This is a genomic window from Pseudomonas sp. EA_35y_Pfl2_R5, assembly GCF_963970805.1.
Classification (GTDB): Bacteria; Pseudomonadota; Gammaproteobacteria; order Pseudomonadales; family Pseudomonadaceae; genus Aquipseudomonas.
In genome coordinates this window covers 338499-358933 of record NZ_CAXAOW010000001.1, presented here as the reverse complement: position 1 = coordinate 358933, position 20435 = coordinate 338499, and the positions used below count along the sequence as shown (strand labels likewise).

17 protein-coding genes are annotated in these 20435 nt (G+C 61.2%); 11 read left to right on the top strand and 6 right to left on the bottom strand.

Annotated features, from left to right (window positions below; genetic code table 11):
* The first annotated feature begins 232 nt into the window (after positions 1-232).
* On the top strand, positions 233-1726 hold the full coding sequence (locus AACX99_RS01555; protein WP_339409091.1) for an aldehyde dehydrogenase: 1494 nt from the start codon (positions 233-235) through the stop codon (positions 1724-1726).
* Between the two features lie 294 nt (positions 1727-2020).
* Positions 2021-3169, top strand: a complete 1149-nt coding sequence (locus tag AACX99_RS01550) for an MFS transporter (protein WP_339409090.1) — start codon at positions 2021-2023, stop codon at positions 3167-3169.
* Here the strand turns inward: AACX99_RS01550 and AACX99_RS01545 are convergent.
* Positions 3159-4619, bottom strand: a complete 1461-nt coding sequence (locus AACX99_RS01545; protein ID WP_339409089.1) for an aminotransferase-like domain-containing protein — start codon at positions 4617-4619, stop codon at positions 3159-3161. The genes AACX99_RS01550 and AACX99_RS01545 overlap by 11 nt on opposite strands.
* 180 nt (positions 4620-4799) lie before the next feature.
* Between AACX99_RS01545 and AACX99_RS01540 the strand changes: the two genes are divergently transcribed.
* Positions 4800-5045 (top strand): DUF1127 domain-containing protein, encoded by a 246-nt coding sequence (locus AACX99_RS01540; protein WP_339409645.1) that lies wholly within the window; start codon positions 4800-4802, stop codon positions 5043-5045.
* 40 nt (positions 5046-5085) lie between these two features.
* Here AACX99_RS01540 and AACX99_RS01535 read toward each other — a convergent pair whose 3' ends face one another.
* Positions 5086-6399, bottom strand: a complete 1314-nt coding sequence (locus AACX99_RS01535; RefSeq protein ID WP_339409088.1) for an NAD(P)/FAD-dependent oxidoreductase — start codon at positions 6397-6399, stop codon at positions 5086-5088.
* Positions 6400-6574: 175 nt separating this feature from the next.
* On the opposite strand from AACX99_RS01535, the gene AACX99_RS01530 reads away from it, so the two are divergent.
* On the top strand, positions 6575-6928 hold the full coding sequence (locus AACX99_RS01530) for a YkgJ family cysteine cluster protein (RefSeq protein ID WP_339409087.1): 354 nt from the start codon (positions 6575-6577) through the stop codon (positions 6926-6928).
* A gap of 3 nt (positions 6929-6931) precedes the next feature.
* Here AACX99_RS01530 and dadR read toward each other — a convergent pair whose 3' ends face one another.
* Entirely contained in the window at positions 6932-7420 is a 489-nt protein-coding gene (gene dadR / locus AACX99_RS01525) for a transcriptional regulator DadR (RefSeq protein ID WP_090250512.1), read from the bottom strand.
* A 154-nt stretch (positions 7421-7574) separates the two neighbouring features.
* Between dadR and dadA the strand changes: the two genes are divergently transcribed.
* The 6 genes from dadA to AACX99_RS01495 all read left to right on the top strand — a co-directional run bounded on the left by dadA (position 7575) and on the right by AACX99_RS01495 (position 14354).
* On the top strand, positions 7575-8873 hold the full coding sequence (gene dadA / locus AACX99_RS01520; protein ID WP_339409086.1) for a D-amino acid dehydrogenase: 1299 nt from the start codon (positions 7575-7577) through the stop codon (positions 8871-8873).
* The gene (locus AACX99_RS01515; RefSeq protein WP_090250506.1) at positions 8848-9198 is read left to right on the top strand and encodes a RidA family protein; all 351 of its coding nucleotides are present in this window, start codon (positions 8848-8850) and stop codon (positions 9196-9198) included. Before dadA ends, AACX99_RS01515 begins: the two co-directional genes overlap by 26 nt.
* A 164-nt stretch (positions 9199-9362) precedes the next feature.
* Positions 9363-10436, top strand: a complete 1074-nt coding sequence (gene alr / locus AACX99_RS01510) for an alanine racemase (RefSeq protein ID WP_339409085.1) — start codon at positions 9363-9365, stop codon at positions 10434-10436.
* A 341-nt stretch (positions 10437-10777) separates the two neighbouring features.
* Complete coding sequence (locus tag AACX99_RS01505) at positions 10778-11326, top strand: cupin domain-containing protein (RefSeq protein WP_339409084.1); 549 nt, start codon at positions 10778-10780, stop codon at positions 11324-11326.
* Between the two features lie 310 nt (positions 11327-11636).
* A complete protein-coding gene (locus tag AACX99_RS01500; protein ID WP_339409083.1) occupies positions 11637-12059 on the top strand; it encodes a c-type cytochrome in 423 nt (140 codons plus the stop codon).
* 165 nt (positions 12060-12224) lie between these two features.
* The gene (locus tag AACX99_RS01495) at positions 12225-14354 is read left to right on the top strand and encodes an acetyl-CoA hydrolase/transferase C-terminal domain-containing protein (protein ID WP_339409082.1); all 2130 of its coding nucleotides are present in this window, start codon (positions 12225-12227) and stop codon (positions 14352-14354) included.
* Positions 14355-14366: 12 nt separating this feature from the next.
* Here the strand turns inward: AACX99_RS01495 and AACX99_RS01490 are convergent, their stop codons facing one another.
* Together AACX99_RS01490 and rep are read right to left on the bottom strand one after the other, a co-directional pair.
* A complete protein-coding gene (locus tag AACX99_RS01490) occupies positions 14367-14939 on the bottom strand; it encodes a xanthine phosphoribosyltransferase (RefSeq protein WP_339409081.1) in 573 nt (190 codons plus the stop codon).
* A gap of 182 nt (positions 14940-15121) precedes the next feature.
* Positions 15122-17131 (bottom strand): DNA helicase Rep, encoded by a 2010-nt coding sequence (rep, locus tag AACX99_RS01485; protein WP_339409080.1) that lies wholly within the window; start codon positions 17129-17131, stop codon positions 15122-15124.
* Positions 17132-17397: 266 nt separating this feature from the next.
* Between rep and AACX99_RS01480 the strand changes: the two genes are divergently transcribed.
* Positions 17398-19071 carry a putative bifunctional diguanylate cyclase/phosphodiesterase gene (locus AACX99_RS01480; RefSeq protein WP_339409079.1) on the top strand — a complete coding sequence of 558 codons (1674 nt, stop codon included), beginning with the start codon at positions 17398-17400 and terminating at the stop codon, positions 19069-19071.
* Positions 19072-19129: 58 nt separating this feature from the next.
* Here AACX99_RS01480 and pbpG read toward each other — a convergent pair whose 3' ends face one another.
* A complete protein-coding gene (gene pbpG, locus AACX99_RS01475) occupies positions 19130-20077 on the bottom strand; it encodes a D-alanyl-D-alanine endopeptidase (protein WP_339409078.1) in 948 nt (315 codons plus the stop codon).
* Between the last annotated feature and the right edge of the window lie 358 nt (positions 20078-20435).

Below are 20435 nucleotides of genomic sequence, written 5' to 3'. Positions count from 1 at the left end.
GCCGGCAGGATTGGGTCGTAAGAATCTGTTCACGATTTAGCGAGCTAGGGGCATGCAAGGCAAAAACAGGCGAGGAAGCGGAGTGTACGAGTTGTACATGAGCATCCGAGCCCGTTTTTAACGCAGCAGGGCCGGCGCGCAGCAGATCATGAGCGGTTCTGTAGCCCATGCAGAATAATTGACAGCGCGTGCGGCCACCTGCGGCGCTTTACTAGTGATAGAGGATGTAGCAATGACTAGCCTGACTCGTGCCGACTGGGAGCAGCGCGCCAACAACCTGAAGATCGAAGGCCGTGCCTTTGTTCATGGTGAGCACCGCGCGGCTGTTTCTGGGGCCACCTTCGAGTGCATCAGCCCGGTTGACGGTCGCCTGCTTGGCCTGGTCGCCAGCTGTGATCTAGCCGATGCCGAGCTGGCCGTGGCGGATGCCCGCGCTACTTTCGAGTCCGGCGTCTGGTCGCGCATGGCCCCGGCGCAGCGCAAGCGCGTGATGATCCGTTTCGCCGACTTGATGGACCAGCATGCTGAAGAACTGGCGCTGCTGGAAACCCTCGATATGGGCAAGCCGATCAGCGACGCCCTGGGTGTCGATGTGCCGGGTGCCTCGCGGGCGATTCGCTGGAGCGGCGAAGCAGTCGACAAGATTTACGACGAAGTGGCGGCTACCCCGCATGACGAGCTGGGTCTGGTGACCCGTGAGCCGGTTGGCGTGGTGGCGGCCATCGTGCCGTGGAACTTCCCGATGATCATGACTGCCTGGAAGCTCGGCCCGGCCCTGGCCACTGGCAACTCGGTGATCGTCAAGCCGTCCGAAAAATCGCCGCTGACTGCCCTGCGTATGGCGCAGCTGGCGCTGGATGCTGGTATCCCGGCGGGCGTACTCAACGTCCTGCCAGGTTACGGTCATACAGTCGGCAAGGCGCTGGCGCTGCATATGGATGTCGACACCCTGGTGTTTACCGGATCGACCAAGATCGCCAAGCAGCTGATGATCTACGCTGGCGAGTCGAACATGAAGCGCGTCTGGCTGGAGGCGGGCGGCAAGAGCGCGAATATCGTCTTCGCCGATGCGCCTGACCTCAAGGCCGCGGCCGAGGCCGCTGCTGCGGCGATCTGCTTCAACCAGGGCGAGATGTGCACCGCTGGTTCGCGCTTGCTGGTGGAGCGCTCAATCAAGGACACATTCATGCCCATGGTCCTCGAGGCCATGCAGGGCTGGAAAGCCGGTCACGCCCTGGACCCGGACACCAAGGTCGGCGCGCTGGTCGACGCTGGTCACCTGAATGCGGTGCTCGGCTACATCGACGCCGGCCACAAGGATCAGGCCAAGCTGCTCTGCGGTGGCAAGCGCACTCTGGAAGAGACCGGCGGCCAGTACGTTGAGCCGACCATCTTTGATGATGCGCACAACGCCATGCGCATCGCCCAGGAAGAAATCTTTGGCCCGGTGCTGACGGTGATTCCATTCGACAGCACCGAGGAGGCCATCAAAATCGCCAATGACAGCATCTACGGTCTGGCTGCGGCTATCTGGACCAGTAACCTGTCCAAGGCGCACCTGGCCGCCAAGGCCCTGCGTGTCGGCAGCATGTGGGTCAACCAGTACGACGGCGGTGATATGACAGCGCCGTTTGGTGGCTTCAAGCAGTCCGGTAACGGCCGCGACAAGTCGCTGCATGCCTTCGACAAGTACACCGAGATTAAGGCGACCTGGATCAAGCTGTAACGCTGTCGGGGCGACCTCCGGGCCGTCGGCCATGCTGCGTTGCGTCCTCGCTTTTAATGCTCACGTACTGCAGTACGCTGCGCTTAAAAGCTCCGGGGCGCCTGATTCGCTAGCGCTCACCCTGCGGGCCAGCCTTTGGCTGTTACTCCCGTTGGTCGTTGGTCCTGGCCTTAGTCCCGTAGCTCTCGATTGATGGCACCGCTAGGCCACACCTGCGGCCGGGTTCCTATGGAGCCCGGCCGTTTTGCATCTGTGCAGCGGGTGCCGCGCGGGCCAGGGAATGGAGTGAGAAGATTGAACTGGATGACCTATTTCGCCGTCAGTGCGGCGGTGGTAATCGTGGGGTTGGCGCTGGGTGTGACGCTGCCACTGGTATCGTTTCGTCTTGAATCATGGGGCTATGGCCCCTTTGCCATTGGTGTGATGGCCTGTATGCCGGCTATCGGCGTGCTGCTTGGCGCGCGCCTTACCGGGCATCTAGCGGGTTGGTTCGGCACACCGCAGACCTTGCGCTTGTGTCTGCTGGCCAGCGCGGCGTCGGTTGCGCTGCTCAGCGTGATGCCGAGCTATCCGCTGTGGCTGCTGTTGCGCCTGCTGATTGGCATCTCATTGACCGTGGTGTTTGTGCTTGGCGAAAGCTGGATCAATCAGTTGGTCGAGGATCGTCTGCGCGGCCGCTTGGTGGCGCTGTATGGCACTGGTTTCGCATTGAGCCAGCTGTGTGGGCCGCTGCTGTTGACCTTGCTTGGTACGGAGAGTGATCGCGGTTTCTGGTGTTCTGCCGCGCTGCTGGTGGGCGGTAGTCTGCTGCTGTTGGGCCGCGATGGGGCGCCCAAAGTCGATGCGCAGAGTGCGTCCGGGCGCGGCATTCTGGCGTTCTGCCGCAGCTCACCGGCAATTGCCTGGGCGGTGGTGCTGTTTGCTGCCTTCGAGGCGATGGTGCTGACCCTGCTGCCGGTGTATCTGCTGCGCGAAGGCTTCGCTCAGCAAATGGCCTTGATCATGGTCAGTGCGGTAGTGGTTGGCGATGCGGCGCTGCAGTTGCCGATTGGCTGGATGGCCGACCGCGTACCACGGCAAACACTGTTCCGCTGTTGTGGGGTGGTCTTGCTGCTGTCGAGTCTGAGCATTCCGTCTTTGCTGCACACGCCGCTGATCTGGGTGGTGCTGGTACTGTTCGGTGCCAGCGCCGGCGGCCTGTACACCCTGTCGCTGATTCTGGTCGGTCAGCGTTACCGCGACGATGCGCTGGTGCGCGCCAACTCGCATATCGCCTTGCTTTGGGGCGCCGGTTGTCTGCTTGGGCCACTGTCGACCGGCGCCGCCAGTCAGTGGGTCAGCGGTCACGCGCTGCCAATACTGATGGCGATTGGCGCTGCGGTATTTGTCTGGCTGGCGTTTCAGCGCGGAGCATTCAGCGAGGTAGCGGTCGTCAAGGCATAAGCGCAACCGCTTCGCTGCTGTGCACGAATTGCTGCTCGGCCAGCAGTGCAGCCACGCACTCGCCGACCTGGTGAATCGCCTGCTCAAGCTCTGGCGTGGGTTTGCCTGCGTAGTTGATGCGCAAACAATTGCGGTATTTGCCAGCGGCGGAAAAGATGCTGCCGGGAGCGATCTGGATGGCGTGTGGCAGCAGTTCGCGGTTCAGGCGCTGGCTGTCGAAGCCGGTCGGTAGTTCAAGCCACAGCATAAAACTACCCTGCGGCCGGCTGACCCGCGTGCCGGCAGGGAAGTAGCGACTGATCCAGTCGATCATCAGGTCGCGTCCGCGTTGATACTGCGCGCGCATGCGCCGCAGATGCGGCTCGTAGTGGCCAGCTTCCAGATATTCGGTGATGGCCAGCTGTGGCAGCTGGGCGGTGCTACCGGTGCCCATGTATTTCATGTGCAGCACGCGGTCTAGGTAGCGCCCCGGGGCAATCCAGCCGATGCGCAGGCCGGGAGCCAGGGTTTTGGAAAATGAACTGCAGAGCAGCACGCGGCCATCTTCGTCATAGGATTTGATGCTGCGTGGGCGCGGGTAGCTGTAGGCCAGATCGCCGTATACATCATCCTCGATAATCGCCACGTCATAGCGCTGAGCCAGGGCCAGCAGGGCGCGCTTGTTGGCGTCGGGCATGATGTAGCCCTGCGGGTTGTTGCAGGTCGGGGTCAGCTGAATGGCCTTGATCGGCCATTGCTCCAAGGCCAACTCTAGGGCTTCTAGACTGATTCCGCTGATTGGGTCAGTAGGTAGCTCCAGGGCTTTCATGCCGAAGCCCTTAAGCGCCTGCATCACGCCGTGAAAGCTCGGTGAATCCACCGCAACGATATCGCCCGGCTCGCACACTGCACGAATCGCCGCCGACAGCGCCTCGTGGCAGCCGGTGGTGATGACGATCTCTTCGGGTGACAGGCTGCAGCCAGAGTCGAGCATCAATCGCGAGATCTGCTCACGCATGCCCAGGTGGCCGTAAATGCAGCCGTAGGTCAGGCTGGTTGCGTCCTGGCGGCGGCTCAGGCGCGACAGCGAACGCAGCAGCGGCTTGAGCGTCGGGCTGTCGATATCTGGCCGACCACGACCGAGTTGCAGTAGGCCTTCTTGTCCTGGTGAGCGACTGATGAGCTCCAGCACCTGATCCCATTGCGATACGTCCACCGGTCGTTGGGCCATGCGGCTGACCATGGGCAGAGCCGGCTGGTTACGCGCCAAAGGTACAAAATAGCCGGACTTGGGCTTGGGCATGGCCAGGCCTTGGTCCTCCAGGTGGCGGTAGGCCTGTTGCACCGTACTCAGGCTGACGCCATGTTCCAGGCTCAGGGCGCGTACAGAGGGCAGGCGATCACCGGGACGATACAGGCCCTGTTCAATGCGTGCGCCGAGCAATTCGGCCAGGTTGACGTAAAGGGTCATCAGCTGCCTCGCAATTTCTCTGTATTTTGTATTAAGCCAGTACAGATGGACGATAGATCCACCATTCAGAGCTTGTTTTCTGAATTCTGTATGTATTTAAAAGTGCATTTTTGCATCTGTCATGCTTTTTCCGCGTCCCTCATCATGATCTCCCATCAGGCTTACGGGCAGGAGCAAGCGATGAACGGATTGAGTGATGTCAGGCTGACAATGAAATCAGACGAATTGCAGCAAGAGGCTGCTGGCGGGCATCTGTATGCTCAGATGGGTGCGGCTAAGCCAGCTGTGCGCCGCTGGAACGCATTCTGGTTGCGCCTGAGCACTCGCCGGGCGCTGCTAACGCTGACCGATGAGCAACTCAAGGATGTTGGCCTGAGCCGAGAACAGGCACGGCGCGAGGCGTTTCTGCCGTTCTGGAAGTTGTAAGGGGCTGCAGCAGGCCTGGGCGGCCTGCTGTGGAGGGCGATTAGACCAGCTCTTTCATCCGATGCCAGAGCATGCCCAGCGCTAACAACGGCGAGCGCAGGTGTTTGCCGCCGGGGAAGGTCATGTGCGGCACCTTGGCGAACAGGTCGAAGCCGCTGCTGGCCTGGCCGGCAATGGCCTCGCCGAGTAGCTTGCCGGCCAGGTGCGTGGCATTGACGCCATGGCCCGAGTAGGCCTGGGCGTAATACACGTTGGGTTGTTCCTTGAGGCGGCCGATCTGCGGCAGGCGGTTGGCGCCAATACCGATCATGCCCCCCCACTGGTAGTCGATTTTTACGTCTTTCAGGTGCGGGAAGACTTCCAGCATTTTCGGCCGCATATAGCCGGAGATGTCTGCAGGATCGCGACCGGAATAGTGGCACGCGCCGCCGAACAGCAGACGGCGGTCGGCGGACAGGCGGTAGTAATCGAGGGCCACGCGCTGGTCACACAGGGCCATGTTCTGCGGAATGATCGCCCGCGCTTCGGTTTCGGACAGCGGTTCGGTGGCAATCACATAGCTGCCGGCGGGCAGCACCTTGCCGCCCAGGTTGCTGTTCAGGCCATTCAGGTAAGCGTTGCAGCCGAGCACCAGGGTGGCGGCGCGCACCACGCCCTGAGCGGTGTGTACCTTGACCTCGCTGCCGTAGTCGATGTCCGTCACTGCCGAGTTCTCGAACAGTTGCACGCCCAGGCTCTGCGCCGCAGCGGCTTCGCCGAGGGCCAGGTTAAGCGGGTGCAGGTGGCCGGAGCCCATGTCGATCATGCCGCCGACGTAGCGGTTGGAGCCGACCACTTCATGCATCTGCTCCGGTTGCAGCAGGCGCATTTCATGGCGATAACCCAGTTGCTTGAGTTCGGCCATGTCTTCGGCGAAGTCGGCAAGGTGGCTGGGCTTGTTGGCCAGGTCGCAGTAGCCCCAGGTCAGGTCGCAGTCGATGTTGAACTGCTCGATACGCTGGCGGACGATTTCCACCGCTTCTAAGCCCATCAGTTTCAGCTCGCGTACGCCCTGCGCGCCAATTACCGATTCAAACTGCTCAACGCCATGGCCGACACCGCGAATCAGCTGACCGCCATTGCGCCCGCTGGCGCCCCAGCCGATTTTGTGCGCTTCCAGCAGCACCACCGAAAGGCCTTTCTGCGCCAGCTCGATAGCCGTGTTGAGGCCGGAGAAACCACCGCCGACGATGCACACATCCGCACGTAACTCGCCGCCCAGGGCGGGGTAGTCGAGTTGGCGATTGGTGCTGGCGGCGTAATAGGAGTTGGCGTGCGGGCTATTGTGAGCCGGCTGGTGAACGCGGGCGTTCATGTGTGGAATCCTGATTATTGTGTTTGGAAAATTTTACGAAGCATAAGCGTGGGATTTACCAAACGCCAAGAGGCAATCGCGAAATAAGTGGATTTTCGTCAGCTTGGCTGCACAACTGCCGCGATTCAAACCGCTGCGCGGTTACTATGCCGACCTGTATTTCAGGACCACGCCCATGAGCTGTACCAGCCGCAAGATCGACCAGCTGCGTTTGCAGATCCCCAGTTTCGCCTGCGTGCCGGGCTGTCACGATTGCTGTGGCCCGGTCACGGCCTCGTCTGAGGAAATGTCGCGTCTGCCGGTAAAAAGCGATGCCGAGCATGACGCCGCGTTGGTCGAGTTCAACTGTGTGCATCTTGGTCCGCAAGGTTGCCAGGTGTATGACCAGCGTCCGCTGATCTGCCGACTGTTCGGCACCACGCCGAGCTTGCCCTGTCCGCGCGGCCAGGGTCCGGAGCAGATGATCGAGCCGGCTGTGGCCAAGCAGGTGCATCAGTTGATTGCGACTACCCGCCAAGTTCTCGTCTGACTGTTAGTCGGCAATCGGCAGGCTCAGGCTCTCTTTCACTTCTTCCATGACGATATAGCTCTTCGACTCGCGCACATGGGGCAGCTTGAGCAGGATATCGCCGAGCAGCTTGCGGTAGCTGGCCATTTCGTTGATCCGCGCTTTCACTAGGTAGTCGAAGTCGCCTGATACCAGGTGGCATTCGAGCACGTGCGGCAGCTTGAGTACCGCGCGGCGGAACTCCTCGAAGGTGTCGCCGGACTTGTAGTCCAGGCTGATCTCGACAAACACCAGCAGGCTGGCCTTGAGCTGCTGCGGGTTGAGCCGGGCGTGGTAGCCCATGATGATCCCTTCGCGCTCCAGGCGGCGCACGCGCTCGGTGCAGGGCGTGGTCGACAGGCCGACTCGCTCGCCCAGCTCGGTAAAGCTGATGCGCCCATCTTCCTGCAGGATGCGCAGGATATTACGGTCGATTTTGTCCAGTTCGCGGCGGCTTTGATGCTGGGTGCGCATGGTGGATACCCCTCTATAGAAGGCGATATTGCCAAGAATTGTCGCCAAATATAGCTATTTATATAGTGAAAAGCACTGCTGTTCTCTTCCTATACTGCGCCCAATAGCGGTCTCAAGAATTATCCGTCGCGCTGGGCGCGGCGAGGAGAGCAACATGCGGGTTATGGTTCTCGGTAGCGGTGTGATTGGCACAGCCAGTGCATATTACCTGGCGCGCCAGGGTTTCGAAGTGGTGGTGGTCGACCGGCAGAACGCCCCGGCCATGGAAACCAGTTTCGCCAACGCCGGCCAGGTGTCCCCTGGCTATGCCTCGCCATGGGCCGCGCCGGGCGTGCCGCTGAAAGCCATCAAGTGGCTGCTGCAAAAGCACGCGCCGCTGGCAATCAAGGCCACCGCCGATATCGACCAATACCTGTGGATGGCGCAGATGCTGCGCAACTGCACCGCCAGCCGTTACGCGGTGAACAAGGAGCGCATGGTGCGTCTGTCCGAGTACAGCCGCGACTGCCTCGACGAACTGCGTTTGGAAACCGGCATCGCCTATGAAGGCCGCAGCCTGGGCACCACCCAGCTGTTCCGCACCCAGGCGCAATTGGACAACGCGGCCAAGGATATCGCCGTGCTCAAGCAGTCCGGCGTGCCTTACGAGCTGCTCGACCGCGCCGGCATCGCCCGCGTTGAGCCGGCCCTGGCCGCTGTCACCGACAAGCTGGCCGGCGCGCTGCGCCTGCCCAATGACCAGACCGGCGATTGCCAGCTGTTCACCAGCAAACTGGCCGAAATGGCCAAGGCGCTGGGCGTGGAGTTCCGCTTCGGCCAGAACATCCAGCGCATCGACGCCGTAGGTGATCGGGTCAATGGCGTGTGGATCGACGGCAAGCTGGAAACCGCCGACCGCTACGTGCTGGCGCTCGGCAGCTTCAGCCCGCAGCTGCTCAAACCGCTGGGCATCAAGGCGCCGGTGTACCCGCTTAAGGGGTATTCGCTGACTGTGCCGATCACCAATGCGGCGATGGCGCCGACTTCGACCATCCTTGATGAAACCTACAAGGTGGCGATCACCCGCTTCGACAACCGCATCCGCGTTGGCGGTATGGCGGAAATCGCCGGCTTCGACCTGAGCCTCAACCCACGTCGCCGCGCCACCCTGGAAATGATCACTGCCGATCTCTACCCGCAGGGCGGCGATCTGAGCCAGGCCGAATTCTGGACCGGCCTGCGTCCGGCCACCCCGGATGGCACGCCGATTGTCGGTGCCACCGGCTTGCGCAATTTGTTCCTCAACACCGGTCACGGCACACTGGGCTGGACCATGGCCTGCGGCTCCGGTCGCCTGCTTGCCGATCTGATGGCGAAAAAGCGCCCGCAGATCAGCGCCGAAGGCCTGGATATTTCCCGTTACAGCCGCTCCCAGGAGAGTCATAAGCATGTCAGTACAGCGCCTGCACACTGAAAGTCGTTACAGCGAAATCGTTATCCACAACGGCACGGTCTACCTGGCCGGGCAACTGGCGGATGACTACAGCGGCGATATCGTGCAGCAAACCCGTGAAACCCTGGCTAACACCGATCGCATGCTGGCCGAGGCCGGCAGCGACAAGTCGAAAATTCTTTCCGTGACCATCTACCTGAAGGACATGGACCGCGATTACGCCGGTCTCAATCAGGTTTGGGATGCCTGGGTCGCGCCAGGCGCGGCGCCCGCACGGGCCTGTGTCGAGGCGAAGATGTACAAGCCTGAGGTGCTGGTGGAAATGATGATCGTGGCTGCCCTGTAAATCGGCCGATTCCGTTTGCGATAAGTGTTTGCCCGGCCATCACACCGGGCTTTTTTATAGCCTGCCATACCTGGCGGCCACCCTTCGGGCCGTTGCTACGCAACGTTAAAAATTGCTCCCGGCAATTTTTTATAGCCTGAAAACTGCTGATAGCCGAGAACATCATGCGTCCTGCCCGTGCTCTGATTGATCTGCAAGCCTTGCGTCACAACTACCAACTGGCCCGTGAAGTCAGCGGCGCGCGCGCCCTGGCAGTGATCAAGGCGGATGCCTATGGCCATGGCTCGGTGCATTGTGCGCAGGCGTTGCAGGAGCAGGCCGATGGTTTTGCCGTGGCCTGTATCGAGGAAGCGCTGCAGCTGCGAGAGGCAGGTATTCGTGGGCCGATCCTGTTGCTGGAAGGTTTTTTCGAGGCAGATGAACTGCCGCTGATCGAGCAGCACGAACTGTGGTGCGTGGTGCATTCGCTGTGGCAGCTGGAGGCCATTGAGCGCAGCTCGGTACGCAGCCCGCTGACGGTGTGGTTGAAGATGGACAGTGGCATGCACCGCGTCGGCCTGCGCCCGGCCGATTACCAGGCGGCCTATCAGCGCCTGCTGGCCAGCGGCAAGGTGGCGAAAATTGTGCTGATGAGCCACTTCGCCCGCGCCGACGAGCTGGATTGCCCGCGCAGCGATGAGCAGTTGGCCGTGTTCCAGCAGGCACGTCAGGGCATTGTCGCTGAGGTTAGCCTGCGCAATTCGCCAGCCGTATTGGGTTGGCCCAATGTGCCGAGCGACTGGGTGCGCCCCGGCATCATGCTGTATGGCGCCACACCATTCGAGCAGGCGCAGACCGTGGCGGCGCGCCTGCAACCGGTGATGACCCTGGAATCGAAGATTATCAGCGTGCGCGAACTGCCGATTGGCGAGCCGGTGGGCTATGGCGCGCGCTTTGTCAGCGAACGGCCGACCCGCGTCGGCGTAGTCGCTATGGGCTATGCCGATGGCTACCCGCGTCATGCGCCGACCGGCACGCCAGTGGCGGTGGGCGGTCAACTGACCCGACTGATCGGCCGCGTGTCGATGGACATGCTCACCGTCGACCTGACCGATCTGCCGCAAACGGGCCTGGGCAGCCGCGTCGAATTCTGGGGCAAACAGGTGCTGGCCAGCGATGTGGCTACCCAGGCAGATACGATTCCCTATCAGCTTTTTTGTAACCTGCGAAGGGTCCCGCTGCTCTACCTCGGGGGATGAGAGCCTGTTAAAAGGCTACTGCGCGTCGCCCTGCTGCGTTAAAAACAGGCTCGGACAGTGACTTGTCACTGAACGTCCGCAGGACGGCCCGCAGGGCGAGCGCAGCGAGTAGTGCTCATTACAACCCGTAAAGTCGCCCGCGACTCCGACCGTTCCTCGCCTGTTTTGATCAGCCGGAGGCTGTTACTGGCGTAGCGCCTGGCATGGTTCTAGCTCACGAGCCTTTGAATAGGCTCTAACACGCACGCTGTAGACGAGTTTGAACGCGAGTGTTGTAAATTCCGAACGCTATGCCATGATACGGCGAATTTTCCGTATCTATCCCAAGGGGGACTCCAGCATTGGACGTCGGTGTACGACTGCAATCCATTCGCAAACTCAAAGGCCTTTCCCAGCGTGAACTCGCTAAGCGGGCGGGCGTCACCAACAGCACCATTTCGATGATCGAGAAGAACAGCGTAAGCCCCTCGATCAGTTCGTTGAAAAAGGTGTTGGCCGGTATCCCCATGTCGCTCGTGGAGTTTTTCTCCCTGGATGTGGAGCAGGATAGCCAGGCCCAAGTGGTCTATCGCGCCGCAGAACTCACCGATATCTGTAGCGGGACCATCACCATGAAGCTGGTGGGCAAGGCGCATCCGAGCCGAGCCATTGCCTTCCTTGATGAAACCTACCCCAGCGGCACTGATACCGGCGACGAGATGTACGCCCACGAAGGTGAAGAGGCCGGCATGCTGGTCGAAGGCAAACTGGAGCTGACCGTGGGCGACGAGGTTTTTATCCTCGAGCCGGGCGACAGCTACTACTTCGAGAGCAGCAAGCCGCACCGTTTCCGCAACCCGTTCGAGCAGCCAGCACGGCTGATCAGCGCGACTACGCCGGCCAATTTCTAAGAACCTGTCACGACCTGCTGCGCGTCGGCTAAACGGCGTTGAAAACGACCTCGGAATGCCGCTTGCGGCTAACGCACTTTAGTGCGGCTCCGGAGGGGCGAGCGAAGCGAGTAATGCTCATTTACAGCTCGTAAACTCCGCTTCCTCGGCCGGTTTCGCCACCGTTTATCTCTAGCTCGCAAAGTCGTGAAAGGCTCTTAATAACCCTGCGACAATATGGGTTGTTTCAGCGGCGGCGGCTTGCCGTTATACTGACGCCCGCTCGCGAAACCGTGGCCGCGAGCGTGACTAGCCACGAAGAGGGTGTACCGTGAACCTGATTAAAAAGCTCCTGGTAGCACCGGCTACCGTATTGGCCCTGTGGGCAGTGACTGCTCAAGCCACGACCGACGAAGCCATTGCCGAGCGACTGAAGCCGGTGGGTCAAGTCTGTGTGATGGGTGAGGAATGTAAGGGCGTGGGTGCTGTAGCCGTTGTTGCTGGCGGCGGTGCGCGTACTGCTGATGACATCATCACCAAGCACTGCGGCGCCTGCCATACCCCAGGTATTTTGGGTGCGCCGAAAATTGGCGATAGCGCAGCCTGGAAGGCCCGTGCTGATGCAGAGGGTGGTCTTGACGGCATCCTGGCCAAGGCAATTTCCGGCATCAACGCCATGCCGCCGAAAGGCACCTGCGCCGACTGCTCGGATGACGAGCTGCGTGAAGCGATCCAGAAGATGTCCGGCTTGTAAGCCACATCAGTTCGTAAAAAAACCGCCTTCGGGCGGTTTTTTGTTTTACCGTGAAAATTGGTACTTTCATACGTCGCCGTAGGTCCACACAGCCTAGGCAAAGGGTGTCGCGGCATTGTGCTCTGCCGGTCCCAGGCCAGCCATTTTCACCCAGCAGGGAATCGGATGCAGAAGCCTTGTTCTATTGAGGGCGCGGTTGATCAGGTACTCACCGCTCTCGACGGTCCCATTCGGCTAGGGCTGCCGCTGGGCCTGGGGAAACCCAACCAGTGGGTGAATGCGCTCTATGCGCGGATCAAGCAACTGCCCGAGCGGCAGTTGGTGATCTACACCGCGCTATGCTTGGGTCGCCCTCGGGCTGCTGCGGGTTTGCCGCGCCGCCTGCTTGAGCCGTTCGTCGAGCGTATCTATGGTGATTACCCCGAACTTGACTTTCTCACCGACTTGCAGCGCGACAGCCTGCCGGCCAACGTGCGTGTCGAGCAGTTCTTTCTACAGCCGGGCAGCCTGCTTGATAGCGCGACAACCCAGCAGAACTACATCAGTAGCAATTACAGCCATGTCGCCCGCGACCTGAATGACAAGGGCCTGAACCTGATTGCCCAACTGGTCGCCCAGGACCCGCAGCGTCCGGAGCATTTCAGCCTCAGCTGCAACCCGGATATCACCCTGGATCTGCTGCCTCTGTTGGAGCAACGCCGCGCCGCTGGCGAAACCATTCTGTGTCTGGCCCAGGTGCACAGCGCGCTGCCCTATATGACAGGCGATGCCGAAGTGCCGCGGCGCAGCTTCGACCTGCAGGTGCTGGAGGAAGACAGCAGTACGCTGTTTTCCACCCCCAATATGCCGGTGACGCTGCAGGATCATTGCATCGGCCTGCATGCCAGTGCCTTGGTCCGCGACGGCGGCACCCTGCAGATAGGTATTGGCGCCATGGGCGATGCGCTGACGGCGGCCTTGCTCGCGCGTCAGGCGGACAATCAGGCTTATCAGGCGCTGTTGGACGAATTGCGCTGCACCCGGCATTGGAAGACCGAGATCGATAAGACAGGCGCTGTGCAGCCCTTTAGCCAAGGTCTGTATGGCTGCAGCGAGATGTTCGTCAATGGCCTGCTGGCCTTGGTTGATGCTGGCATCGTGCGGCGCCCGGTTTACCCCGAGTTGGTGCTGCAGCGGCTGGCCTCTGGCGGTGCGCTGGATGATCAGGGTATGCCGCTCAGTGTGCAGGCCCTGCTCGATGCTGGCCTGGCGCCGCAACTGGATGCCCAGGCGCTGTGCGAGTTGCAGGCCAGCGGTTTGCTGAGCGACAGCATCCGCTGGGCTGAAGACTGCCTGCTATTAGCCGATGGTCAACAGTTGGCGAGCGACCTGCGTGATGCACGCACCCAGCAGGTACTGCAACAGCACTTGGGGCAAGCGCGCGGCGGCGTGGTGGTACACGGCGGCTTCTTTCTCGGGCCGAATGCCTTCTACCAACGTCTGCGCGAATTGAGCACAGCGCAGTTGCAGCGCTTTGCCATGACGGGCATTTGCTTTATCAACGAGCTGCATCATCAGGAAGCGCTCAAGCGTTTGCAGCGCCGTGATGCGCGCTTTATCAACACGGTATTCACCATGACCCTGATGGGCGCCGGGGTGGCCGACCAGCTGGAAGACGGTCGGGTGCTCAGCGGGGTTGGCGGGCAGTACAACTTCGTCGCCCAGGGCCATGCTTTGCAAGGCGCTCGCTCGATTCTACTGCTGCGTAGTTGGCGTGACGCGAACGGCAAGGTCAGCTCGAATATTGTCTGGGACTATGCACATGCCACGATTCCGCGGCACCTGCGCGATATGGTGGTGAGCGAATATGGCATCGCTGATCTGCGCGGCAAGACCGATGCCGAGGTAATAGAGGCGTTGCTCAATATCAGCGACTCGCGCTTTCAGCCAGGCTTGATCGAGCAGGCGCAACGCGCCGGCAAGTTGCCCAAGGATTTCCGCCTCGATCCGCGTTTCGCCGACAACCTGCCCGAGCGGTTGCAGGCGCTGCAAAATCGTCATCCGGAGTTATTCGCCGAATACCCCTTGGGCTGCGATTTTGACAGCGAGGAGCGTGATCTGCTGCGTGCGCTGAACTGGCTGAAAGCCCGTTTGAGATTCGCCTGCGCTCTGGAACTGGCCACTGCAGTGTGGCGCGCGCCCAGCCCTGGTGAGTACGGCGCGCATCTGCAGCGTATGGCGCTGGCTCAGCCGCGCGGGGTGCGCCAGCGCGTGCAACGGCGCTTGCTGCTGGCGGGCTTGCGGGCCAGCAGTTGAAGCATTGCAGGCTCAGTCGAGAAAGCTGACCTGGCCATCGCTCAGCGAGCCGATGCGCGCCAGTGACTCGACCCGGTAGCCCTGGGCGTCCAGTTCGGCGCGGCCGCGCTGGAAAGACTTCTCAATGACCACGCCAATCCCGGCGATGCTGGCGCCGGCCTGGCCGATCAGGTCGATCAAGGCGCGGGCGGCATGGCCGTTGGCCAGGAAATCGTCAATCAGCAGCACATGATCCTGGGTGTTCAGGTGCTTGGCCGAGATGGCCAGGGTGCTTTCGGTCTGCTTGGTAAAGGAAAACACCTTGGAGATATACAGATCATCCTTGAGCGTCAGCGACTGGTACTTGCGCGCGAAGATCACCGGCACGCCCAGCTCCAGACCGGCCATCACCGCCGGAGCAATGCCCGAGGCCTCGATGGTGACGATCTTGGTGATGCCCAGGCCGGCAAAGCGCTGGGCAAATTCATGGCCGATCTGCTGCATCAGCCTGGGATCGATCTGGTGGTTGAGAAAGGCATCGACCTTGAGCACATGCTCCGAGAGCACGCTGCCTTCATCGCGAATCTTCTGTTTTAGCGCTTCCACGCGGTTACCCTCGTCGTTCTTTCCGATGCCCGGTCTGTGCCGGGATGTAATGGTGCAGCGTAGCGCGGATGCAATCAGCGGCGAAATGCGCGTCGGGCGGAATCCTCGCTTCGCCGCTTGTTTCTACGGCCGGCCATCCCTGGCAGCCACCCTGCAGGCGCGTCGTGAAATATGACTTTCGATCATTTCTTGAGCATGGCGCGCATATTAGCCAGCGCCGAGTTGCCGGTGGCGGCCTTGACCTCCGGTGCTGCGTCTTCCTGCCCTTCCCAAACCAGATCCTCGGGCGGCAGCTCATCGAGAAAACGGCTCGGTGAACAATCGATGATTTCGCCGTACTGCTTGCGCTTGGCGGCGAAGGTCATGGTCAGGTTGCGTTTGGCGCGAGTGATGCCGACGTAGGCCAGGCGGCGTTCTTCTTCAACGGTATCGGCCTCGATGCTGGAGCGGTGCGGGAGGATTTCCTCCTCCACGCCGAGGATATACACCGAGGGGTATTCCAGGCCTTTGGAGGCGTGCAGGGTCATCATCTGCACGCCTTCGGCGCCTTCCTCTTCCTCCTGCTGACGTTCGAGCATGTCGCGCAGCACCAGTTTGCCGATGGCGTCCTCGATGGTCATGTCGCCGTCTTCATCGCGCTCCAGGGTGTTCTTCAGTGCCTCGACGAGGAACCAGACGTTGCCCATGCGCGCGTCGGCGACCTTGTCGTTGGAGGCGTTCTGCCGCAGCCAGTTCTCGTAATCGATGTCCATGACCATACTGCGGATCGCCGCAATCGGGTCGTTCTGCGCACATTCCTGGCGCACCCGGTCCATCCACTTGGTAAAGCGCGCCAGGCGTTCGGTATAGCGTGCGTCCAGCTGTTCGCCCAGGCCGATTTCGCCGGCGGCGGCGTACATGCTGATCTTGCGGCTGGTGGCGTAGTTGCCGAGCTTTTCCAGGGTGGTGGAGCCGATCTCGCGGCGCGGCACGTTGATTACCCGCAGGAAGGCGTTGTCATCATCCGGATTGACCAGCAGGCGGAAGTAACTCATCAAATCCTTCACCTCCTGACGGGCGAAGAAGCTGGTGCCGCCGGAAAGGCGGTAGGGAATCTGATGGTGCTGCAGCTTCAGTTCCATCAGCTTGGCCTGGTAGTTGCCGCGATAGAGGATGGCGTAGTCGCTGTAGGGGCGCTCGGTGCGCAGGTGCTCGGTGAGAATCTCCAGGGCCACCCGCTCGCATTCGGCGTCTTCGTTTTTGCAGCGGATCACACGGATCTCGTCGCCCATGCCCATCTCGCTCCACAGCTGCTTCTCGAACGCGTGCGGGTTGTTGGCGATAAGGATGTTGGCGCATTTCAAGATGCGGCTGGTCGAGCGGTAGTTCTGCTCGAGCATCACCACTTTCAACGACGGGTAGTCGTCCTTGAGCAGCATCAGGTTTTCCGGGCGCGCACCGCGCCAGGCGTAGATCGACTGGTCGTCGTCGCCGACCACGGTGAACTGGTTGCGCATGCCGACCAATAACTTCACCAACAGGTATTGGCTGGCGTTGGTGTCCTGGTATTCGTCGACCAGCAGGTAGCGGATGCGGTTCTGCCACTTTTCCAAAATGTCGGGATTGTCCTGGAACAACTTCACCGGCATCAGGATCAGGTCGTCGAAATCCACCGCGTTGTACGCCTTGAGCGTGCGCTGGTAGTGCAGGTAGACGATGGCGGCGGTCTGCTCCTTGGGGCCCCGCGACTCGGCCAGGGCCTGCTCGGGCAGGATCAGGTCGTTCTTCCAGCTGCCGATGTAGTTCTTGATCTCGTCCGCGCCGTCATCACCGGAATACTCCTTCTGCATGATGTCCGACAGCAGCGCCTTGATATCGCCTTCGTCGAAGATCGAGAAGCCCGGCTTGTAGCCCAGCGCCGCGTATTCCTTGCGGATGATGTTCATGCCCAGGTTGTGGAAGGTCGACACTGTCAGGCCGCGGGCTTCGGGGCCCTTGAGCAGGCTGCCGACGCGTTCTTTCATCTCGCGCGCGGCCTTGTTGGTAAAGGTCATGGCAACGATATGGCGGGCCTGGATACCGCAGTTCTGCACCAGGTGGGCGATCTTGCGGGTGATCACACTGGTCTTGCCGGAGCCTGCGCCGGCGAGCACCAAAAGTGGGCCGCCGACATAGGTCACGGCTTCCTGCTGCCGGGGGTTCAGTCGGGACATGGAGTCAATCGTCAGGCGGAATGGGCGCGCATTTTAACAGGCCTGGCGCTTTCTGCCGTGACCATCTGGAAGTGTGTCGTAGCGCACATAATGGCAAACCGCCAGGCTTGGTTAATTTTCCTAATCCAGTACTCTGGTGCCACTTTCGGGTCCTTGCCATGCCGCAGGGCGCGCGCCACTGACACAAGGATGTGCGTGATTAGACGTCGATTACGACGCATCCGAGCGGTTGTAATGCTCTTTATTTGTGCTGTGGGGGAAGTTGTTTGTCCGCGTTCGTCGAACCATTACGCTTGCTCCTGCTGGCGGAAACGCCGGGCTGGGCGCAGTTGCTGCGCGAACGCCTGAGTGCGCTCGGCAGTGGTTATGCGCTGATCACTGCACCGTCCTGGGAGGCGGCCAGCGCCTTGTTCGATAAACCCAACAACGCCCTGCTGTTGACCACCGCGAAATACCTGCCTGCCTCCGGGCGCTGTTCCCTGCCGATTGTCCTGCTGCTGGATGTCGAGCCCGAAGCCGAGCCCGAGGGCGTGTGCGACTGGCTGGTGCGCGACCGGCTGAGCAGCGAAGTGCTGCGCCGCTGCCTGCGTTATGCGCGCGAACGCGGCAACCTCAACGACACCTTGCACCGCCTGGCCGAACAGGATGCGCTGACCGGCATTGCTAACCGCCAAGGTTTTCAGACCCTGCTTGCCGCGCGTCTGGCTGAGTACGAAGGCCGCGGCCTGACCCTCGGCCATCTCGATCTGGACAACTTCCGTCACGCCAACGATGCCCTTGGTTACCAGGGCGGCGATAGCCTGATTCTGCAGGTGGTGGCGCGGATCAAGGCGCAGCTGCAAGCTGGCGACCAAGTGGCCCGCCTGGGTAGCGATGAGTTTGCCTTGCTGCTCGACAGCCGCCGCGACCCGCAGCGCGCCGAGCGCTTGGCCGCACAGATTACCGAAGCCCTCGGCGAGCCGTACTGGATCGACGGCGAAAGCCTGCTGATCGGCTGCAGTCTGGGTCTGGCCCATTCCCGCGCCGAAAGCAGTGCCGACCCGTTGATGTGGCACGCGCATATCGCCATGCAGCAGGCCAAGAGCCAGCAGGGTTGCACCTTTCATATCTATGACGAGCGGATCAACCGCAGTGCGCGCAACCAGGCCGACCTGGAAAGCGAACTGCGCCGCGCCCTGCGCCGTGACGAGCTGGAGCTGCACTACCAGCCGCGATTGTGTCTGCAGACCGGGCGCATCGTCGGCCTGGAAGCGCTGGTGCGCTGGCGTCATAGCGAACATGGCCTGCTGGCGCCGAATGAATTTGTACCGCTGGCCGAAGAAAGCGGGCTGATTGTGCCGCTTGGCTATTGGGTGATCAGCCGCGCGCTGCGCGATATGCAGTGGCTACGTGGCCGAGGTCTGCCGGCGCTGCATATGGCGGTCAACCTGTCGTTCCGCCAGTTTCAGGACAGTCAGCTGCTGCCGACCCTCAGTCGCCTGATCGAAGAGCGCGGGGTGGATGCGCAGTGGCTGGAGTTCGAGCTGACCGAAACCGCAGTGATGCGTCGCAGCGATCAGGTGCAGCAGACCATGCTGGCCCTTGCTCGCCTTGGCGTGCGTTTCTCGTTGGACGACTTCGGCACCGGTTTCTCCTCCTTTGTGCACCTGAACAACCTGCCGATCACTCTGCTGAAAATCGACAAGAGTTTTGTCGGCGGTATGGGCGAGCGCGCGGAAAATCGCCAGCTGGTGCGGGCGATGATCAACCTGGCGCACAACCTCAACCTGCAGGTGGTGGGCGAGGGCGTGGAGAACGCCGAACAGCTGGCGCTGCTGCGTCAGTATGGCTGCGATCAGGTGCAGGGTTATCTGATCAGCAAGGCTTTGCCGCTTCCCGAGCTGGCACGCTTTCTGGTGTTTGGTATGCGTCAGCCGTTGCTTGGTCTGAGCAACAGCTGAGCTACTCGCTGATGTGAAAAGGCCCGCACTTGCTGCGGGCCTTTTTTGTTTTAAGGCTTTATTGCGCGGTCTTGGCCTGGCGCTGCGCCAGTTTCTGCTGGCGGTAGCTGATGGCCGCTGGCGGCACGGCGGTGACCTTGCCGGTTTCCAGCCAGCGTTTGAGGCGGTTGGCGTCGGCCATATGGGTGTATTTGCCGAAGGCATCCAGCACCACGAAGGCCACCGGACGGTTATTCATCACAGTATTCATCACCAGGCAGCGGCCGGCTTCGCCGGTGTAGCCGGTCTTGCTCAGCTGCACGCTCCAGCCGGGCTTGCGCACCAGGTTGTTGGTGTTGCGAAATCCCAGGGTGTAGTTGGGCTTGCGGAATGCCTGGGTCTTCTCCGAGGTGGTGCTGAACTGGCTGATCAGCGGGTACTGGCGTGCGGCCTTGAGCATCAGCACTAGATCACGGGCGCTCGACACGTTGTGCTCCGACAGTCCGGTGGGCTCGACAAAGCGCGAGTGTTTCATGCCCAGGGCACGGGCCTTGGCGTTCATCGCCGCAACAAAGGCCGCGTGGCCGCCTGGGTAGTGGTGCGCCAGGCTGGCGGCGGCGCGGTTTTCCGAGGCCATCAGGGCCAGGAGCAGCATGTCGCGACGGCTCAATTCGCTGCCCACACGCACGCGGGAGAACACGCCGCGCAGGTCATGGGTGTCGCGAATCATGATCGGCAGCTGCTGATCCAGCGGCAGCTTGGCGTCGAGGGTGACCATGGCGGTCATCAGTTTGGTTACCGAGGCAATCGGCACCACGCTGTCGGCGTTGCGCTCGTAGAGCACCTGATTGGTTTGCAGATCGACCAGCAGGGCGCTGCCGGCGGCCAGGTCCTGTTGTTTGGTGGGGGCGGCCTGGATGTGCGATGCAACTACAACGCAGCTGCAGATCAGCAGCAGGCTTATTAGGGGCTGTTTCCGTTTCGCTCGCGGCCGCGCCGGAGCCTGTTTTAGCGCGAGACCAGGCACGAGACGGGAAGTTTGGTTGTCCCAAATGAGTGTCGAGAAACGCAGTATCGCGCTAAAACAAGCCCGGCCCAGAGGGTTGCGCGAAAAATCTCGCCATGCGGTGTTGGAGGACTTGGCAAGGGAACAACCATTACCTGCGTCCTCCGCCTTGCCTGGCGAAATTTTTCGCGGCAACGCGGCTTGCGATGAAACGGGAACAGACCCTAACGAATGGCGGATTTTCACAGAGAGCTTCACGGGCAGGTTGAGGGTGGGCACAGCGCTGCCAAGTATACGGAAATCCGTGTCTGGGCTTGAACGTGCAGGCTTAAATCGTCATGCGCTCGCGCTATAGTGCGACCGCGTTTATTGCCATGAG